The 17,813-nt window shown below is 73.3% G+C and carries 13 protein-coding genes; 2 read left to right on the top strand and 11 right to left on the bottom strand.

From position 1 onward, the window contains the following. Position 1 precedes the first annotated feature (1 nt). Together ABTZ91_RS29500 and ABTZ91_RS29495 are read right to left on the bottom strand one after the other, a co-directional pair. Entirely contained in the window at positions 2-1,648 is a 1,647-nt protein-coding gene (locus ABTZ91_RS29500) for a GMC family oxidoreductase N-terminal domain-containing protein (RefSeq protein WP_352080266.1), read from the bottom strand. Next, positions 1,645-4,917 (bottom strand): amino acid adenylation domain-containing protein, encoded by a 3,273-nt coding sequence (locus tag ABTZ91_RS29495; protein WP_352080265.1) that lies wholly within the window; start codon positions 4,915-4,917, stop codon positions 1,645-1,647. The genes ABTZ91_RS29500 and ABTZ91_RS29495 overlap by 4 nt, the downstream gene beginning before the upstream one ends. A 223-nt stretch (positions 4,918-5,140) precedes the next feature. On the opposite strand from ABTZ91_RS29495, the gene ABTZ91_RS29490 reads away from it, so the two are divergent. Further along, the gene (locus ABTZ91_RS29490; RefSeq protein WP_352080264.1) at positions 5,141-5,728 is read left to right on the top strand and encodes a flavoprotein; all 588 of its coding nucleotides are present in this window, start codon (positions 5,141-5,143) and stop codon (positions 5,726-5,728) included. Positions 5,729-5,798: 70 nt separating this feature from the next. Here ABTZ91_RS29490 and ABTZ91_RS29485 read toward each other — a convergent pair whose 3' ends face one another. The 9 genes from ABTZ91_RS29485 to ABTZ91_RS29445 all read right to left on the bottom strand — a co-directional run bounded on the left by ABTZ91_RS29485 (position 5,799) and on the right by ABTZ91_RS29445 (position 14,494). Continuing rightward, positions 5,799-6,206, bottom strand: a complete 408-nt coding sequence (locus tag ABTZ91_RS29485; protein ID WP_352080263.1) for a RidA family protein — start codon at positions 6,204-6,206, stop codon at positions 5,799-5,801. A gap of 93 nt (positions 6,207-6,299) precedes the next feature. Beyond that, complete coding sequence (locus ABTZ91_RS29480) at positions 6,300-7,757, bottom strand: FAD-binding oxidoreductase (protein WP_352080262.1); 1,458 nt, start codon at positions 7,755-7,757, stop codon at positions 6,300-6,302. A gap of 70 nt (positions 7,758-7,827) precedes the next feature. After that, complete coding sequence (locus ABTZ91_RS29475; RefSeq protein ID WP_352080261.1) at positions 7,828-8,577, bottom strand: methyltransferase; 750 nt, start codon at positions 8,575-8,577, stop codon at positions 7,828-7,830. Between the two features lie 109 nt (positions 8,578-8,686). Then, positions 8,687-9,913 carry a Cmx/CmrA family chloramphenicol efflux MFS transporter gene (locus ABTZ91_RS29470; protein WP_352080260.1) on the bottom strand — a complete coding sequence of 409 codons (1,227 nt, stop codon included), beginning with the start codon at positions 9,911-9,913 and terminating at the stop codon, positions 8,687-8,689. Between the two features lie 373 nt (positions 9,914-10,286). Continuing rightward, a complete protein-coding gene (locus ABTZ91_RS29465; RefSeq protein WP_352080259.1) occupies positions 10,287-10,751 on the bottom strand; it encodes a group II truncated hemoglobin in 465 nt (154 codons plus the stop codon). Between the two features lie 63 nt (positions 10,752-10,814). Further along, positions 10,815-11,642: an AfsR/SARP family transcriptional regulator gene (locus ABTZ91_RS29460; RefSeq protein WP_352080258.1), complete on the bottom strand. Its 828-nt coding sequence runs from the start codon at positions 11,640-11,642 to the stop codon at positions 10,815-10,817. A gap of 344 nt (positions 11,643-11,986) precedes the next feature. After that, positions 11,987-12,961 (bottom strand): class I SAM-dependent methyltransferase, encoded by a 975-nt coding sequence (locus ABTZ91_RS29455; RefSeq protein WP_352080257.1) that lies wholly within the window; start codon positions 12,959-12,961, stop codon positions 11,987-11,989. Positions 12,962-13,235: 274 nt separating this feature from the next. Then, positions 13,236-13,982: an alpha/beta fold hydrolase gene (locus tag ABTZ91_RS29450; protein WP_352080256.1), complete on the bottom strand. Its 747-nt coding sequence runs from the start codon at positions 13,980-13,982 to the stop codon at positions 13,236-13,238. Continuing rightward, entirely contained in the window at positions 13,979-14,494 is a 516-nt protein-coding gene (locus ABTZ91_RS29445; RefSeq protein WP_352080255.1) for a hypothetical protein, read from the bottom strand. The genes ABTZ91_RS29450 and ABTZ91_RS29445 overlap by 4 nt, the downstream gene beginning before the upstream one ends. Positions 14,495-14,877: 383 nt before the next feature. On the opposite strand from ABTZ91_RS29445, the gene ABTZ91_RS29440 reads away from it, so the two are divergent. Continuing rightward, positions 14,878-17,805 carry a BREX system ATP-binding domain-containing protein gene (locus tag ABTZ91_RS29440; RefSeq protein WP_352080254.1) on the top strand — a complete coding sequence of 976 codons (2,928 nt, stop codon included), beginning with the start codon at positions 14,878-14,880 and terminating at the stop codon, positions 17,803-17,805. The last annotated feature ends 8 nt before the right edge of the window (positions 17,806-17,813 follow it).

Genomic DNA, 17,813 nt, shown 5'->3' with positions numbered 1-17,813 from the left:
GTCACTCCTTCGTGCTCCGGGCCAGCTTCTCGGCCAGCATCAGGGTGGTGAGGTTGGTGGGGGCGCTGGGGATGGTCGGGAAGAGCGAGGCGTCGGCGATCCGCAGGTTCTCGGTGCCGTACACCCGGCCTTCCTGGTCGGCGACCGCCCACGGGTCGGTCTCCGGCCCCATCCGGCACGAACCGGCCGCGTGCCAGCCGGGGTTCATGATGTGCCGGACCCCGCTGCGCAGCACGCCGTCGTGGGCGACCATGCGGTCGCTCCAGAACTGGGTCTTGACGAGCCGGCTCGCGAGGCCCGGGGACCGCAGGAAGCTCCAGGCCCGGCGGACGCCGTGGCACAGCCGTTCCACGTCCTCGGGGTCGGTGCCCAGGCCCAGTTCGATGACGGGCGAGGCGTACGGGTCGGCGCTGTCGAGGAAGACCCGGCCGCGGGAGCGCGGGCGCATCAGCATGACCGAGATGCCGACGACGAGCGGCCAGCCGAGCCGGTCGACGAAGCCGGGGACGGTGTGGCTCTCCACGTTGTTGAGCAGCCCCACCTGGACGTCGACGTCGTCGTCGTAGCCGCTGCTCATCCGGGCCGCGACCTGTCGCCAGGGCAGGCCCGGGGTGCAGACCCCGTCGGCCGGCCGGGACCAGATGACGACCGAGGGGTGGTCGACCAGGTCGCGGCCCACGCCGGGCAGGTCCGCCACGGGGGTGATGCCGAGGGCGGTGAGCAGTCCGGCGGCGCCGACGCCCGAGCGCTGGAGGATGACGGGGGTGCCGACGGCGCCGGCGCTGAGCACGACGTGCCGGGCCCGGATCGTGGTGAGCCGGCCGTCGTGCTCGGCCTCCACGCCGACGGCACGGTTCTTCTCGAACAGCACCCGGGTGACGCGCAGGCCGGTGCGCAGGTGGAGGTTGGGCAGCTCGCGGACGCCGCTGAGGAAGGCGGTGGAGGCGTCGATGCGTTCGCCGTCCACGGCGTTGCCGGGGATGGGGCCGACGCCGGCCTCGCCGCCGTCGTTGAGGTCGGGCAGGTCGGCGATCCCCTGCCGGTTGCACTCGTCCCAGAAGGCCGCGTCCAGCGGGTGGACCCGGTCGCGCGGGGTGCGGCGGATCGGCAGCGGTCCGCTGTCGCCGTGCAGCCGGCCGGGGTGGTCGGCGTCGTTCTCGATGTCCTTGTAGAAGGGCAGCACCCGCTCCCAGGACCAGTCGGGGTTGCCGGCGGCCTCCCAGGCGGCGAAGTCGCGGGGCAGTCCGCGCAGGGCGATGGCACCGTTGACGGCGGAGCCGCCGCCGACGACCTTGCCGAGCTGGTACGGGAAACGTTCCCGCAGCGCCCGCGCCGCCGCCCGGCCGCCGGCCTCCCCGGTCCCGGGCGCCGGCGCGCCGCCCCGGACCAGCTCTTCCAGGCGGTCGCTGGTACGGAGGTTGGCCCGGTAGTCCCAGTTGTGGCCGGCGAGCACGAGCCGTCCCGCGTCGGCCAGCGGGTGGGCGCGGTCCCGGGGGCGCGGCTGGTCCTCGCCGGCCTCGATGAGCAGGACGTTCCCGGAGTCCCGGGCGGCGAGCCGGGCCGCGGTGACGGCGCCGGCGGAGCCGGCTCCGACGATCAGGTACTCCCACGCGCGCGTGTCCGCGGCGGGGTCGTGGTGGGTGGTCACGCTGCGGGCTCCTCGACCTTGGCGATCAGTTCGGCGAAGGACGCGATCGACGCGTTCATGAACAGGCCCTCGACCATCTCCTGCTCCGTGTCGGGCTCGATGCCGAACTCGGTGCGCAGCAGCGCCAGCAGGCCGACGGCGTGCAGGGAGTCGCCGCCGATGTCGAAGAAGCCCTCCTCCACGCCGAAGTCGCCGTGGCCGAGCTGCTGGGTCCAGAGGGCGAAGAGCCGCTCCTCGACGCGGCTGCGCGGCGCGACCCGGGCGGAGGCGGTGTCGGAGTCGTCGTTCCACGGTGTCGGCAGCGCCTTGTGGTCGATCTTGCCGTTGCCGGTCAGCGGCAGGGTGTCCAGGGTGAGGAAGCGGCTGGGCACCATGTAGCCGGGCAGCAGGGCGGTCAGTGCCTCGCGCAGTTCGGCCGGGTCCGGTTCGGCGCCGGGCTCGGGCACCACGTAGGCGGCGATCTGCCGCTGTCCGGTACGGGCGTGGGCGGGGGCGGTGACGAGCGCGGTGCGCACGCCCGGCCGGCGCAGCAGGGCGGCCTCGATCTCGCCCAGCTCGACCCGGTAGCCGTTGATCTTCACCTGGAAGTCCTCGCGGCCGAGGATCTCGATGTCGCCGCCGGGCAGATAGCGGCCGAGGTCGCCGGTGCGGTAGACGCGCTCGCCGGTGACCGGGTGGACGAGGAAGCGTTCGGCGGTGCGCTCGGGGTCGCCGAGGTAGCCCTGGGCCACGCCGGTGCCGCCGATGAAGATCTCGCCGGTGACGCCGACGGGCGAGGGCTCCAGCCACTGGTTGAAGACGTGCATGGTCTGGTTGGCGAGCGGTTTGCCGTAGGGGATGCTCGACCAGTCGGGGGAGACGTTCTCGATCGGGTGGTGGATCGACCAGATCGAGCCCTCGGTGGCGCCGCCGAGGCTGATCACCCGCATCGCGGGGATCTTCTCGCGGATCCGGTTCGGCAGGTCGACCGGGATCCAGTCGCCGCTGAGCAGGGCGAGCCGCAGCCGGCAGCCGCGCGGCACTCCCCCGTCGCCGAGCGAGTCGATCCACATCCGCATCGGGGCGGGGACGCTGTTCCAGAGGGTGACGCCGTAGCGGCCGATGAGCTGCGACCAGTGGGCGATGTCGTTGCCGCGCGCCGGGTCGGGCACGACGATCGCGCCGCCGGCTCCCAGGACGCCGAAGACGTCGTACACCGACAGGTCGAAGCCGGTCGGGGCGAGCGCCATCGTGCGGTCGTCCTCGCCGACGCCGAAGCGCCGGTTGATGTCCTGCACGGTGTTGGCGGCGCTGCGGTGGGTGATCATCACGCCCTTGGGCTCGCCGGTGGAGCCCGAGGTGAAGATGACGTAGGCCAGGTCGTCGGGGCCCTGCCGGCGCTCGGGGCGCTTCGCGGAGCACGCGCGGGTGGCCTCGTCCTCGGCGGTCACCACCGTCACGCCCGCCGGCCAGGCCAGGGTGTCGCGCAGTTCCGGTTCGGTGACCACGGCCCGTACGGAACACCGGGCGAGGAGCTTCAGACGGCGCTCCTCGGGCAGTTCGGGGTCGATGGCCACGTAGGCGGCGCCGGAGTGCAGGACGCCGAGCAGCGCGGCGTACTGGGCGGCGCCCGGCCGCATCGACACGGCGACGATCTCGTTCGGCGCGGTGCCGGGGTCGTCCATGAGCCGGTGCGCGATGCGGTGGGCGTCCTCGGTGAGGGTGCGGAAGGTGGTCTCGGTGCCGGGCGTGACGACGGCGACGGCGTCGGGGCGGCGGGCCGCCGCCTCGGCGACCAGCTCGTGCAGCAGCGCGGGCGGGATGTCCTCGGCGGTGGCGTTGGCGCGCTCCCGCTCCTCGCGCTGGTCGGCGGGCAGCGGCACGATCCCGCGGGTGGCGTCCCACACGGAGGGGTCGTCGACGAGCCGGTCGAGCAGGGTCACGTACGCCTCGAACATGGCCTCGAGGGTGCCCTCGGGGAACAGGCCCTCCACCGCGTTCCAGTTGACGGCGAGGCGGCCGTCGAGTTCGAGGATCTGGTTCTCCAGCCACACCTGCGGGGTCCGGCTGTGGTCGTGGACGAGTTCGCCGAAGGACTCCAGGCGGCCGGCGTCCCGCGTGCCGTCGCCGAGCGTGCTGGAGAAGACGACGGGCATGGCGGCCCGGCCGTCGTCCCTGCGGCGGGCCAGGTCGCGCAGCACCTTGATGCCGCTGTACGAGGAGTGCGCCAGGTCCTGAAGGGCCTGGCGCTGCACGGCGCGCGCCCGCTGCTCGAAGGTCTCCTCGGCGCGGCCGCCGACGGCGAGCAGGCCGGGGGCGAGGAAGTCGCCCATGACGGCGTCGAGCTGCGGGTGCAGCCCGAGCCGGTGGAACTGGGTGACGGTCAGGGTGAACTCCTGCCGCCGCGACCAGGTGCGCACCACCTCGGCGTACGCGGCGAGGAGCGCGCCGGACGGGGTGAGCCCGTGCCGGGCGGCCGCCGCACGCAGCGCCTGCCAGCGCTCCGGCGCGAGCACGGCCCGGTGCCGTACGAAGCGGGGGGTGCCGAGCTGTTCGGGCGCGGCGGCGAGCGGGAGTTCGGGTGCGGGCGGCAGGGTGTCGAGGCGGTCCGCCCAGTAGGCGGCGGCCTCCCGGCCGAGGGCGTCGTCCCTCAGTTCCTCCTGCGCGAGCACGTAGTCGCGGAACGACAGCTCCAGCGGCTCCGGTCGCCGGTCGGGCTCGTCGTAGAAGCGGCGCCACTCGTCGAGGAGCAGGCGCAGGCCGCGCATGTCGAGGAAGAGCAGGTCCACGGCGACGTGCAGCCGGACCCGGTCGTCGGCGAGGAGGGTGGCCCGGACGTCGAACTGCGGGGCGCGGTCGGCCGGCAGCACCTGCTCGGTGAGCTCGGCGCGTATGCGGTCGATCTCGGCGTTCTGTTCCTCGGTGGCACGGCCGCGGAGATCGGTCGCGCGGATGACGTACGGCTCCACCTCGTCGACGGCGAGGACCCGCTGGGTCTGGTCGGGGCCGGCCACCGTGCGCAGGGCGTCGTGCCGTGCGACGACCTTCCGCAGCGCCTCGGTGAGCCGGTCGAGGTCGAGGCCGGGACAGTCGAACTCCAGGTAGTACTGGCTGGAGATGCCGCCGAGCTCCAGGCCCTTGTGGCGGCCGATCAGATAGGCCTGCTGGATGTCGGTGAGCGGGAACGGCTCGTGACGTTGCTCGGGCCGCGGCTTGAGGTCGGGCAGCCGGGTGTCGTCCAGGCGGGGGTGGCCGGCCCCGCCGCGCAGTTCCGCGAAAAGATCCTCCATGGAGGTCCGCCCCTTTTCATCAGATGCCCTGACGGGCTTTCGAATTCCGTTACGGAAAAGGAGGCTAGGAGGGGTGGCAAAGGGCCTCAATACGGTCCGACCGTAGGGACGACCGTAGGGTTTGGCCCGCACTCGACGACCGCTCGACCCGCGACTGACTCCCCTGTACCGCAACGGACTTGACCATTGACCTGGGGTGGGAGCACGGCGACATCATCGGGGCATGGAAAACATTCGGAACTCCCCGGGGACGGCCGGGAAACGCATACTTGTCGGCGGCACCGGATCGATTGCGGTGACCCGACTTCCGTCGTATATCGAGGAGATGCGCCGGCAGATCCCCGGCAGCACGTTCACGGTTCTGCTCACCCACACCGCGACCTCGTTCATCGCGCCGGAGAGCCTGGCGCTGTTCGCGGAGCGGGTGGTGCACGGGGAGTCCCCGGCCGACTGGCCGACGGACAAGCCCTCACGGCTGGCCGGCGACCACGACATCCTCGCGGTGCTGCCCGCCACCGCCCACACGCTGGCCGCGGCGGCGGGCGGGGCCGCGCCCAACCGGCTGATGACGGTGGCGCTGTCGGTGGACTACCCCGTCGTCTACTTCCCGGTGATGGGCGCGAAGATGTGGCACAAGCCGGCCGTGCAGCGCAACATCGCGCGGATACGGGAGGACGGCGCGCTGGTCAACGAGCCGGAGTGGCACGACGGTTTCGACCCGACCACCGGCACGGTCAGCCACCACCCGGCACTTCCGTCGCCCACGACGGTGGCCACGGTCATCGAGGACCTGCTCGCCAAACAGCACTGAGCCCCAGGAACGCCTTCAGGCCCCGCCGGAGAACCGGCGGGGCCTGAAGCTGTGTGCGGGTGGTCGGCTGTCAGTCGGTGATGGCGGTGGCCTCGATCTCGATGAGGAAGTCGGGTTCGGCGAGGGTGGCGACGCCGACCAGGGTGGTGGGCCGGACGACGTCCGCGCCCAGCTTGGCCGCGGCGCGTTCGGCGCCGGCCGTGATGGCCTCCCACTTGTCGAGCGACCAGTCGACGACGTAGACGGTCAGGCGCAGGACGTCGTCGAAGGTGGCGCCGGCCGCTTCGAGGCCGGTGGCGATGTTGAGGTAGACCTGCTCGGTCTGGGCGGCGAGGTCGCCCATGCCCACGGGTTCGCCGTCGGCGGTGCGCGGGGTCTGGCCGCTGAGGAACACCACCCGGCTGCCGGTGCCGACGGCCAGCTGCCGCCATCCGTAGGGCTTGGGGAGACCGGGCGGGTCGATGGGCTCGACTGCCATGACTGTCCTTTCTCGACGTGCCGTGCGGGCAGGGTCGGCTCGCCCCTGCCCGCACGGCGGCGGTGTGGGTGTGGGTCGGGTGGAGGAGCGGGGTCAGCTGTGCTCGCGGCAGGTCGCGTAGTACTTGCGCAGCAGGCTGACGAGCTCGGGGTCGAAGCGGGAGGCGAAGAGCAGCTCGGCCGGCGGGGTGAACTCCGGGTCCAGTTCGTTCGCCCAGGCGAGGGTGGCCGGGCGCAGGTCCATCTCGATCCAGTGGTGCCACTCGACGGGGATGGTCCAGTCCTGCTCGTAGCCGATGCCCATCTGGTGGTCGATGAGGACGTCCACGATCTCCTCGCGGGTGCCCGTCCTGAGCGGCTGCCGCAGCGGGGCGAAGCGGTCGAGGTCGGCGACCGGCTCCTCGCCGAGGATGCGGGCGGCGAAGTCCTGGGCCAGGAGCGGGGAGAGGTGCAGGCCGTCGCGGTAGGTGCCGGTCATGATCCACAGGCCCTGCATGCCGCCCTGGCCGAGCAGCGGGAAGCCGTCCATGGACACGGGGCGGTTGCCGACCTGGACCTTGGCGACGTCGCTGTTCCACAGGTTGCGGCGGACCTGGCGGTGGGCGCACTGGAGGAGGAAGACCAGGTCGCGCATCTCGGCGGTGTCGCGGGGCTCCACGGAGATGACGTTGGTGGCGCCCAGGTAGACGTGCCCGTCGCCGCGCGGGACGACGTGCAGACCGCAGGCGAAGGAGCGGTTGGGGGTGCGGATGACGCTGTCCGGGGTGGTGCCGTCGACGGTCTTGATCAGGGAGGAGACGCCGTAGCCGCTGACGAGGCGGGGGACGCGGGAGCCGATGGGCAGGCTGTCCAGGAGCTCCTGGGTGTTGGCGCCGGCGGCCAGCGTGACGTGGTCGGCGCTGATCGTCCGCCCCGAGGTGGTGACGACACCGGTGACGCGCTCGCCCTGGTGCACGACCCGGGTGGCGAACTCGGGCACGAGGGTGGCGCCGGCCCGTACCGCCGCCTGTTCGAGCCGCTCCAGGAGGGCGGCGGCGTTGACGGCGTGCTCGCCCGGTATGTGGAAGGCCTTCAGCGGGCGGGAGATCGGCTCGGCGTCCACCCAGTCGAGGTCGGCGGGATCGACGTCCTCGAAGGGCTCGTCGTAGCGGGTGAGCTCGGCCAGGATGGCGTTGTAGTTGGCGTCGTCGATCTCGGCCGTGCCGATGGTGTTGAGGATGACGGTGGTGCCGTCGGCGGTCTTCACGGGGGTGCCCTCGGTGCCCGCCTCCAGCTCGCCCAGCCACTGCGGCCACAGCCGGCCGGCCTGGATGCCGAGTTCGAGCTTGGCGCGGCCGTGCTCGGTGGCGAGCAGGGAGGTGGTGACCTCGCCGAAACAGCCGAGCATGGCGCCGGCCGCGGCGGATCCGGCCCAGGGGCGGTGCGGCAGGCCGAGCACGGCGACGCGCTGTCCTCGCTGTGCCAGCACCCAGGCGAGCGAGAGTCCGAGGACTCCGTTGCCGGCGATGACGACGTCGAAGCCGGTACCGTTCGCGTTCCCGTTGGCGCTCATGACATTCCAATCTTCCCGGGGCGGTCTGCCGCCCTGTCGTGAATGCGAATTCGTCGGAACAGGTGCTGGGTCAGCCGCGCAGGAACTCGTACATGGTGAAGTCCATGTCGACGATTCCGCGCTCGTCGGTGTGGGCCGCGACCACGGGGGACGCGGGGAAGTCCGCGGCGGGCAGTCCGACGGTCTCGCTGCGGTGGCGGCGGCCCCGGAAACCGGCGTCGGCGGCGGCGCGCAGCAGCTTGTCCTTGTTGCCCATGGCCTCGCTGGTGCCGATGTAGACGCGGCCTTCCGGCGCCAGGTGGGCCACGGCGTCGCGGAAGAAGCGGCGCACCATCTCGTAGCCGGGGTCGAAGACCGCGCGTTCGATCTGGCCGGCGTAGGGGCGGCTCTCGGGCGCCTCGATGAACGGGGTGTTCCAGAAGACCAGGTCGAAGGGCTCGGCGGGCTCCAGGGCGTCGAACAGGTCGCTGGCCAGGGCCGTGACCCGGTCGGAGACGCCGTGCCGGGCGGCGTTGCGGCGGGTGTTCTCGGCCGCCGCCGGGTTGATGTCCAGGGCGACGACGCGCTCGGCGCCGCGCTGGGCGGCGATCACCGCCGCGATGCCGGCGCCGCAGCCCATCTCCAGGAAGCGGACGCCCTTCTCGTAGGGCACCCAGGAGGCGAAGAGCGCGGGGCCGGGGTCGGTGTAGGGCGGGAACACCTCGGGAAGCAGTTCCCATTCCTGGTCGAGCAGGGTGAAGGTCGTCTGCGTCGGACGGTCCGGGCTCTGGATCTGTGACACCACCCAATTTCCGAGTTCGTAACCGAGTTCGTTGTCCATGAGATCCTCCGTGAGGGGAGCCGGCGGAGGAATTCCTTCGGGAGAATTCCTCCGCGGCTCCGGTCGATGGATGTACGGGGAGCGCGGACCGGGGAGCGGCAGGGCGAGGTCAGTTCTCGCCCGTCCGCGGGCTCCGCGCCCGGCTGCGGGCCATCGTCCGGTCGATCAGGACGACCGGGATGGTGATGAGGGCCAGGCCGGCGCCCAGCCAGGGGATGGAGGTGAGTCCGGCGCCGGCGCCGAGGGCGACGCCCGCGAGGACCGGGACCAGGCTGATGCCGAGCTGGAACATGGAGACGGCGGTGGCTCCGGCGAGTGTCGGCGCGTCGGCCGCCACGGTGAACACCCGCCCGTAGATCGCCGGGTTGAGCACGAATCCGGCGACGCCGAGGAGCAGCACCAGGGCGACGACGGCGATCGGCCGTTCGGCGAGGAGCGCGAGCAGCACCGAGGTGACGAGGATGCCGCCGGCCCCGATGAGCAGGGCGTGGTGGGGTCGCCCGTCGGCGATCCGGCCGCCGATGGACAGGCCGACGAAGGCGCCGATGCCGAACAGGACGAGGATCGGCGGCACCCACACGGCGTCGACTCCGGTGATGTCGGTGAGGAACGCCGCGAGGTAGTTGTACGAGATCATGTACGCGGCGGTGCTCAGCAGCGTCGCCGCGTACACCACCCACAGCTGCGGCTGGCGCATGGTGCGCAGTTCGCGGCTGACGCTGGGCTCCTGGGCCGCCGTGGTCGCGGGGACGGCGACGGCCGTCGAGACGGCGCCGAGGACGGTGAGGGCGACGACCGCCCAGAAGCCGCCCTCCCAGCCGGTGAAGTGGCTGAGGAAGGCGCCGGCCGGTCCGCCGCCGACCATGGCGATGCTCAGTCCGCTGACCACCACGCCGGAGGCGCGTGCGGTGCGGTCGGGGGTGACGAGTCCGATGGCGGTGACGGCGGCGACCGCCCAGAATCCGGCGTAGGCCAGGCCGCACAGGAAGCGGGTGACGATCAGGACGGCGAAGTTGTCGGTGACCAGGCCGATCGCGACGCACAGGGCGAAGACGACCTGCGAGGTGACCAGGGTGGTGCGCCGCGGCCAGCGGAGCGTCAGGACCGCGAGGGGCGGTCCGCCGATGACGACGCCGATGGCGAACGCGGAGATCAGGGCGCCGGCGGAGGAGAGCGAGATGTTCAGGTCGTCGGCGATGTCGGGGAGGACTCCGGCGAGCAGGAACTCGGCGCTGCCCATCGCGAACAGGCTGAACGCGAGCAGGTAGACCGCGAGCGGCAGCCGGTCGCCGGTCTTGCGCGGGGTGGCCTCGTGGGCTTCGGTCTGGACGCTCATCGGCCACCGCCGAGCGGACGGGGAGTGGTCGGACGCATGGGGCGAACTCCTTGTTCGGACGGTTCGGAGCGGTGCGGATCAGGGCGGGTGCGCGGCGGTCCGCCGGGCGCGCGGAGTCCGGTGCCCTCGGGCTCCCGGGGCTCCTTCGGCGGCCGCGCGGGCGGCGCGGAGGCCGCCGCGATCCGCTCGATCACGGTGATCACTACGGGTCCCCATGCTGGAACCGAGCGTGGCGGACGGACAACATTTGTTGCCGTTTCCGGGACGTGCGGGCGGGATCCGGCGGGGCCGGTTCCGGGCTTCGGTCAGCGGTCGGTCGGCACCCGGGCGGTCGGCACCCGGGCCGGTCGTCACCGGGTCGGTCGTCACCGGGTCAGTCGTCACCGGGGAGGGCCTCGCCCCAGCCCCACTTCTTGATGGTGGTACGGCTGGAGGGGCCGACGCCCGGCTGGGAGTTGGCCATCGCGCGGCGCGAGCCGAACTCGATGTAGCCGACGAACGCCGAGCGGAACTCCGCGTCCTCGGGGAGGCCCACGACGTCCATCGCCTCCAGCATCAGCTCGACCCACCGCGCCCGCTGCTCGGGCTTGATGGCGCGGTTCCGGTGCCGGGAGACCATGTGCGGGTAGCCGCCGTGCTGTTCGGTGTAGCGCTCGGGGCCGCCGAGGACCTCGCCGAGGAAGGTGGCGACGTGCTGCGGGTGGTCGTCGTCCATGTAACGGAAGAGCGGGGCGAGGATGTCGTCCTTGCGGACGCGCCGGTAGAACTCCTCCGTGAGCCGTTCCAGCGCCTCGGCGCCGCCGGCCCACTCGTACAGGGTGGGGATCTTCTCCGTCACTGTGTCACCTCTTCTGAGGGGTGCTCGATGTCGTGGGTGCGGTGCGCCAGGGTGTGTCGTCGCTCAGGCCGCGTACAGGTCGAAGGTGGGCGTGGGCGGGCCGCCCTGGGCGACGGTGTCGAGCCGGGGGTCGACCGCGAGCATCGCCTGGTGCAGGCGCTGGAGTTGCGGGGCGGGTTCAAGTCCCAGGTCCTCGATCAGCCGCCGGCGCAGCCTGCGGTAGAGGTCGAGGGCGGCGGACTGCCGTCCGGAGCGGTAGAACGCCACCATGGCCTGGGCGTGGAACCGCTCGTGGGCCGGGTGCCGCTCGGTCAGTCCGACGAGTTCGGAGAGGAGTTCGGTGTGCCGGCCGAGCCGGAGTTCGGCGTCGACGCGCCGCTCGGTGGCGAGCAGCCGGCTCTCCTCCAGGGCGGCCGCGTGGATCCGGAGCGCGGATCCTGCCCGTACGTCCACGAGCGCGGGGCCGCGCCACAGCGCCAGGGCCTGGCGCAGCAGCCGCGACGCGAGCTCGCTGTCGCCGTCCGCGAAGGCCTCGTGGCCGGCCCGGGCCGCCCGCTGGAAGGCGTAGGCGTCGACGTCCTCCTCGGCGACCCGCAGCAGATAGCCGCCGTGTCCGGTGGCGAGGACCCGGCGGGCCGTCGCCGTCGCGTCCGGGCCGCCGAGGGCGGTGGCCAGGACGCGGCGCAGCCGCAGGATGTAGGTCTGGAAGGTGGTGTGCGCGCTGCGCGGAGGCACCGGCCCCCACACCTCCTCCCACAGGGTGGCGACCGGGACGAGCCGGCCCGGGTGGAGGGCGAGGAGCGCCAGGATCTGGCGCGTCTTCGCCGCCGTCGGGACGGCCTGGACGCCGTCCGACTCGGCCTCCAGCGGGCCGAGAATCCGTATCTTCACGCTTCCTCCGTCACTCGCACATGCCTCGGCCGGTTTCCCGTTCCCACGGGGCGACCGCTCTGGGGAGGAACGTAGAAGTGCGGGGTCAGGGCCCTCAATACGGTGGGACCGTAGGGCTGACCGAAGAATCTGCGGTGGGGTTCGCCCTACGGTCACGCGGACGTACGAAAGACGGCCCGCGGCGGGTAGGCCGCGGGCCGTCCGAACTGCCGGGGACATGGCCGGGAGAATGTGCGCGAGGGTGCGAGGGGAATCGTGTCGGGGTCCGCGAGGGCCGAATGGACGTCGATTCCCACAGGTTATTCGGGCACCCGCCCACGACTACTAAGGAATTACGGAGACAATCAGGCGCGGGGCCGGCACAGGCGGGCCGTGTGCACGGTGACCGCCGTGAGGTAGAAGGCGTCGGGGCGCCACAGGATGCCCGTGCAGGCGTCGCCGTCCAGGAGCTGTTCCACGGTCAGCCGGTCGACGAGGTCGAGCCGGTCGCCGAGGTCGTCGAGCAGGCGGCGGAGCCAGGTGTGCAGATGGCGGCGCGCGGCCAGGTCGAGCGGGGCGGGGAAGTCGATCAGGAAGGTGCGGCTGCCGGTGGGGACGAGTCCGGCGGAGGCGAGCAGGCACGGCCAGTCCTCGACCACGGAGGTGGCGCCCGGCAGCCGGGCCCGCGCGGCGGCGTACCGCTCCTCGACGGCGGCGTCCAGGCGGGCCTGGAGGCCGGGTTTTCCGATGCCGATGTCGCGCGGCAGGAAGCGCGGCGGCAGTCCGCGTTCGGCGACGGCGAGCAGTCCGCCGGGCCGCAGGGCGGACGCCAGGCCGCGCAGCGCCGCCTGCTGGTCGCCGAGGTGACGGCAGACGTTGCCGGTCCAGACGAGGTCGGCCGGTCCCAGCCGGGCGAACTCCTCGGGCCGTTCGGCCCGCCGGGTGGTGAGCCGCCCGGTCAGCCCGTGCTCGGCGGCACGCGCCTCGGCGCGGGCGAGGAGCGGGGCGGACCGGTCCACGGCGACGACGTCCGCGAGCGGGAAGGCGGAGGCCAGGACGCAGGAGGCCACGCCGGGGCCGCTGCCGACGTCGACGATCCGGCGGACCGCCGCCGTCACCCGGTCCTCGGGTCCGAGCAGGCCCCGCAGCCAGTGCGCCGCGTCGGTCAGGAAGCCCGCGTGCAGGTCCGCCTCGTGCTCAGCCTCGTGCGCCGGCTCGTGCTCAGCCTCGTGCGCCGGCTCGTGCTCAGCCTCGTGCGCCGGCTCGTGCTCAGCCTCGTGCGCCGGCTCGGCGCCGGGGGCCTCGTCGTCGAGGCCGGGGGCGCGGTGTGTGGGTGTCATCTGGTCACCTCCGGCGGCCAGGATGGGGACGCGGGCGGTGCCGGGCAATTCCTGTTGCCGATTCCGGAACGGGCCCAGGCCGGAACAGGCCCGGTCTCGGACAGACCCGAGCCAGAACGGGCCCGAGCCGGAGCAGACCCGGGCCGCAACAGGCCCGAGCCGGAACAGACCCGGTCCGCAACAGGCCCGGTCTCGGACAAGCGCCCCGTCACGAACAGGCCCGGTCTCGGACCGACCCCCGTCCGGACCAGGCCCTGCCGGTGAGGTCCCCTGCTCAGTACGCGGCGGCCGCCGCCAGCAGGCGGCGGGCGGCGGCCGGGCGGATGAGGTCACGGGCGAAGGTGTCCAGGAGTTCGCGCTGGGCGGTGAGCGGGAAGTAGTGGTCGCCGGGGAAGGTCGCGACGCGCAGGGCGCGCCGGGTGCACCGGCGCCAGCCTGCCAGGTCGAGCCCGGTGACGGTGCGGTCCTGGAGGCCGCCCATGGCGGTGATGGGGCAGTGCACGACGTGGCGCGGGTCGCGCCGGTAGGACTCCATGACGGTGCGGTCCGCGCGCAGGGCGGACAGGGCGCGGGCCGCGCGGCGCGGGTCCCGGTCGACCGGTGGCATCCGGCCGAGGTCGCGGAGCCTGCGGATCATCGCCGCGTCGGACAGGTGGCCGACCGCGCGCTCCGGCGCGGCCCGCTGCGGCATGCCGGAGCCGGAGACGTAGAGCCGGTCGGCGACGGCGTCGTGCTCCCATTCGAGCCGGGCGGCTATCTCGTACGCGAGGAGGGCGCCGAAGCCGTGCCCGTAGAGCGCGAACGGCCGGTCGCACATGCGGGCCACGTACGGCATGATCTCGGCGAGCAGCGGCTCCAGGCTGTCGCAGGGGCGGGTGCGCGGGTGGCGGCCGCGGCCGGGCAGCTCGACGGGGGTGACGACCACCGAGGGGTCCATGGCCTCGATCCAGGGCAGGTACACGCCGGCCGAGACGCCCTCGAAGGGGAGACAGAACAGCCGCACCGAGTTGTCGCCGCTCATCGGCCCACCGGCCCCGCGAGCAGGTCACGGGCGTCGTCCGGGCACCGCGGGGTGCCGCCGCGCAGCAGGACGGCGTACGCCTCGGTGGCCTGTTCGAGGAGACGGAGGCCCACCCGCCGGTCCATCAGCTCGCGGGCGTAGCGCCAGGCGAAGGTCCAGGTCCTGTCGTCGCGCCGGATCAGGGTGGCGCACATCGGGCCGGCCGACGGCCCCTGGTCGCCGGGCAGTCCGGTGGCCGACTCGCGGGCGAGCCGCTCGGCGAGGCGGGCGTCCTGCACCTCGGGGCGGGTGGCCCGCCAGTCGACGACCTGGAGCCGGAAGGCGGGGCCGAGGACGGTCTGCCAGGCCTGTTCGTACACCAGCGGCAGGAGTCCGGTCAGGGACAGGACGAACCGCTCGGTGCGGTCGCCGTCGACGGGGGCAGGGCCGGGGGCGGGGGCGGGGGCCGGTCGCGGCGGCAGGGCCGGACGGACGGCCCATAACGGGCGAAGCTCCTCACTGGTCGCGGTCACGCGAGCACCGATCCTTCCGTCAGATTTCGCCATTAGGCGGCGGGAGAATATGTCAGGTCCCGGCGGGAGCTCTTATCCCGGCCTCACCGGTCACCGCCGCAATGCCGTGCAGACCGTACCGGTGCGGTCCCCGCGCGCATCAATACGGTGGGACCGAAGCAATGGCCGAAGGAATACTCACCATTCCCTCGGGTGGCGGGAGGCCGTGTTAGCGTCGGGCGCATCAGAGGTGTACGCCGTTCACCGGTGATCGGGGGATCGAAGTGGGGGGACTCGGTTTTTCTCCACTCCGCCCGCTGAAGCCCTTTCCGCCCGGGCGGCGACGGATTGATCATGACCGGGAATTACCCTTGACGGCGCTGGTCGGCAGGAGGTTCAGGGCGGTGCCCCAGGAACTGTTCGGCAGAAGCGAAGAATGCAAGATCATCACAGAGATGCTCGCGTCCGCGAGAGCGGGCACGGGCGCGGTCGCGCTGATGGAGGGGATCATCGGGACGGGCAAGACCTCCCTCCTGCGCTGGGCCGAGGACACCGCCCGCGAGCAGGGCATGGTCGTGCTCTCCGCCACGGCCTCCCCCACCGAGCAGCGCTTCTCCCTGGGGGTCGTGCACCAGCTCCTGGGCACGCTGCCCGAGACGGCGGACGGATGGGAGCGCGCCTTCGCGGCGAGCGCCGGGGGCGACGGCCGGCCGGCCGAGGCCGACTACCCGCTGCTCGCGGAGCTGTGCGCGGGTGTGGGCCGGGCCGCGCGCCGCACCCCGATCCTGCTGACGGTCGACTGCGTGCAGCACGCCGACCGCACGTCGCTGCTGTGGCTGGGCTTCCTCAGCCGGCGGCTCGACAACCTGCCCGTGGTGCTCCTGGCCACCAAGCGCTGCGGCGAACCGGCCAGCGACCAGCACCTGTTGGTCGAGTTCATGGAGGGCGTCCGGCCCGATCGCCACATCCATCTGCACGACCTGAGCCCGAGCGCCGCCTCGGACCTGGCCGCCTCCCTGTGCGGCCACGACCACGCGTCGGTGGACGCGCTGGTCGCCGACACGGGCGGCAACCCCTATCTGCTGACCGAGCAGATACGCACCGTGCCGGCCGGATCCGGCGGGCCGCCGCCCGGCGGGGCCGGGCACGCGCACCCGCACTCGCCGGACGCCCCCGCCGGCCGGACACCGGCGGAACCGCCGGACGAGCGGATGCGGCTGCAGGCGGTCAAGGAGCGCATCCTGTGCATGCTCCGGCGCCTCGACCCGCACTGCCTGGAGGTCGCCCGCGCAGCCAGCATCCTGGGCTCGCCGCTGGACCCGGCGATCCTGGCGGACCTGTGCGACGTACCGACGGAGGACGCCTGCCGCAGCCTGTCGCGGCTCACCGAGTCGGGGCTGCTCTGTCCGGACGCCATGACGTTCCGGCACCCGCTGCTCGCCGGACTGCTGTACCAGGACATCCCGTGCGCGGAACGCGCCGAACTCCACCGGCACGCCGCCCGGTTCATGTGGCGCCGCAACGCGCCGCGCGAGGACGTCGCCACCCACCTGCTGCGCTCCCACCGACTCGACGAGCCGTGGATGACACGTCTGCTGCTCGACGCCGCGCAGGGCATGGTCGGCCGTGACCCGGCCGGGGCCCGGCGTCTGATCGAGAAGGCCGTCCTGCACGGCGTGCCGGACGAACTCGCCGCCCGCGCCGAGGGCCTGCGCATCCAGGCCCTCACCGCCCTGGACCTGCCGGCCTCCGCCCGGGCGCTCAGCGCGCACGCCGCCGGGCAGCTGACGTCGGAGGACCGGCTCCAGGAGGCGCTGCGGCTCTCGGACATCCTGCTCCGCCTGGACGAACTCTCCTGCGCCCGCGAGGTCCTGGAGGACGCGCGCGAGGAGATCGGCGTCCTGGACGCCTCGGCCGAGGCCCGGCTGCGGGAGCGGCTCACGGACATCCGGCTGCACGAGGGCACCTACCGCCCGGGGAGCGGCGACGAGGGCCAGGACCGGCTGGAGCGGGTGCTGCTGCTGCGCACCGCGTCGGGCGACTCGGCGCAGGCGGCGCGGCGGATCGCCGACCGGTTCCTGGCCGTGCCCCGTGCCCCGTACGGTTCGCCCACCTGGTACCACGCGCTGCTCGCGCTGCTGTGGGCGGGCGACGCCGACGAGGCCCGGCGGCACATGGACACCGAGGTGCGGCTCGCCCGCGCCGAGGGCACCGTGACCCGGATCGCCGAGGCCCTGGCCGTACGCGGTCTGGTGCAGCTGCACCGCGGGCAGCTCGCGGACGCCGAGGACGACGCCCGCCAGGCCCTCGACCTGCTCACCCGGATCGCGGCCGCCGCCTACCACGCGGGGGCGCTGGCCCGAAGCGTCCTGATCGACGTGGCGCTGGAGAAGGACGACATCGCCGCGGCCGGCGCGCTGCTCGACGAGGCGCCGCCGCTGCCCGGCGAGCAGCCCCTCACCTGGTGGCGGCTGCACCTGCTGCACAGCGCGGGTCGGGCCCTGGGCCGGCTCGGGCAGGCCCAGCGCGGACTGGCCCTGATCGCCCGCTGCGAGGAGGAGCTGGCCCGCCGGGGCGTCGTCAACCCGGCGGTGCTGCCCTGGCGTTCCACCCGCTCCGCCCTGCTCCTCGCCCAGCGCAACATGGCCGCGGCCCGGCGTGCGGCCCGCGAGGAGACCGAGCTCGCCCGCCGCTGGGGCGCCCCCTTCGCCCTGGGCCGCGCCCTGGTCGCGCAGGCGTCGGCGAGCTCGGGGGACGAGGCGCTGCGGCTGGCCGACCAGGCCCTGGAGATCCTGGAGCCCGCCCCCACGCCGCTGTTGTTCGCCCAGGCCCTGTACGAGGCGGGGCGCGCCCACCGGCAGATCGCCAAGGTCCGCCGCACCCGTGAACTGCTGCACCGGGCCAATGAGTTGGGCATTTCGCTCGGCGCCGACGGACTGGTGGAGGCGGTCCAGCGCGAGCTGCGGTACGCCGGTGGCAGGCCCGATCCGCGCAAGGACTCCCCCGAGTCCCTGCTGACGCCGGCCGAGCGGCAGGTCTCGGAACTGGCGGCGGGCGGGATGAGCAACCGGGACATCGCCCACATGCTCAAGGTGAGCCTGCGCAACGTGGAGTCCCATCTCACGCACTCGTACCGGAAGTTGCGGATCAGCGGCCGGCACGAGCTGGCCAAGCACTTCCCGCCGGAGGAGAAGGAGTCCGCGGCGGCGCCGGTGCTGCTCTACCAGCCCCGGGCCACGCTCACTCCGCGGCACCAGCCCCGGGCCGCGCTCGCTCCCCAGCACCAGGCCCGGGCCACGCTCGCCTCTCGGCACGAGCTGCGGACCGGCTGACGGGGGGC

Source organism: Streptomyces sp. NPDC126499 (genome assembly GCF_040302485.1).
Classification (GTDB): Bacteria; Actinomycetota; Actinomycetes; order Streptomycetales; family Streptomycetaceae; genus Streptomyces.
Note: the sequence above shows the minus strand (reverse complement) of the source record. Positions and strands in the feature narration are given on the sequence as shown.

Bases quoted from the DNA above. Each gene is read 5' to 3' on its own strand.
- ABTZ91_RS29450 (WP_352080256.1), bottom strand. From the start codon at position 13,982: ATGAGCGGCGACAACTCGGTGCGGCTGTTCTGTCTCCCCTTCGAGGGC.
- ABTZ91_RS29490 (WP_352080264.1), top strand. From the start codon at position 5,141: ATGGAAAACATTCGGAACTCCCCGGGGACGGCCGGGAAACGCATACTT.
- ABTZ91_RS29495 (WP_352080265.1), bottom strand. From the start codon at position 4,917: ATGGAGGATCTTTTCGCGGAACTGCGCGGCGGGGCCGGCCACCCCCGC.
- ABTZ91_RS29485 (WP_352080263.1), bottom strand. From the start codon at position 6,206: ATGGCAGTCGAGCCCATCGACCCGCCCGGTCTCCCCAAGCCCTACGGA.
- ABTZ91_RS29480 (WP_352080262.1), bottom strand. From the start codon at position 7,757: ATGAGCGCCAACGGGAACGCGAACGGTACCGGCTTCGACGTCGTCATC.
- ABTZ91_RS29455 (WP_352080257.1), bottom strand. From the start codon at position 12,961: ATGACACCCACACACCGCGCCCCCGGCCTCGACGACGAGGCCCCCGGC.
- ABTZ91_RS29470 (WP_352080260.1), bottom strand. From the start codon at position 9,913: ATGAGCGTCCAGACCGAAGCCCACGAGGCCACCCCGCGCAAGACCGGC.
- ABTZ91_RS29475 (WP_352080261.1), bottom strand. From the start codon at position 8,577: ATGGACAACGAACTCGGTTACGAACTCGGAAATTGGGTGGTGTCACAG.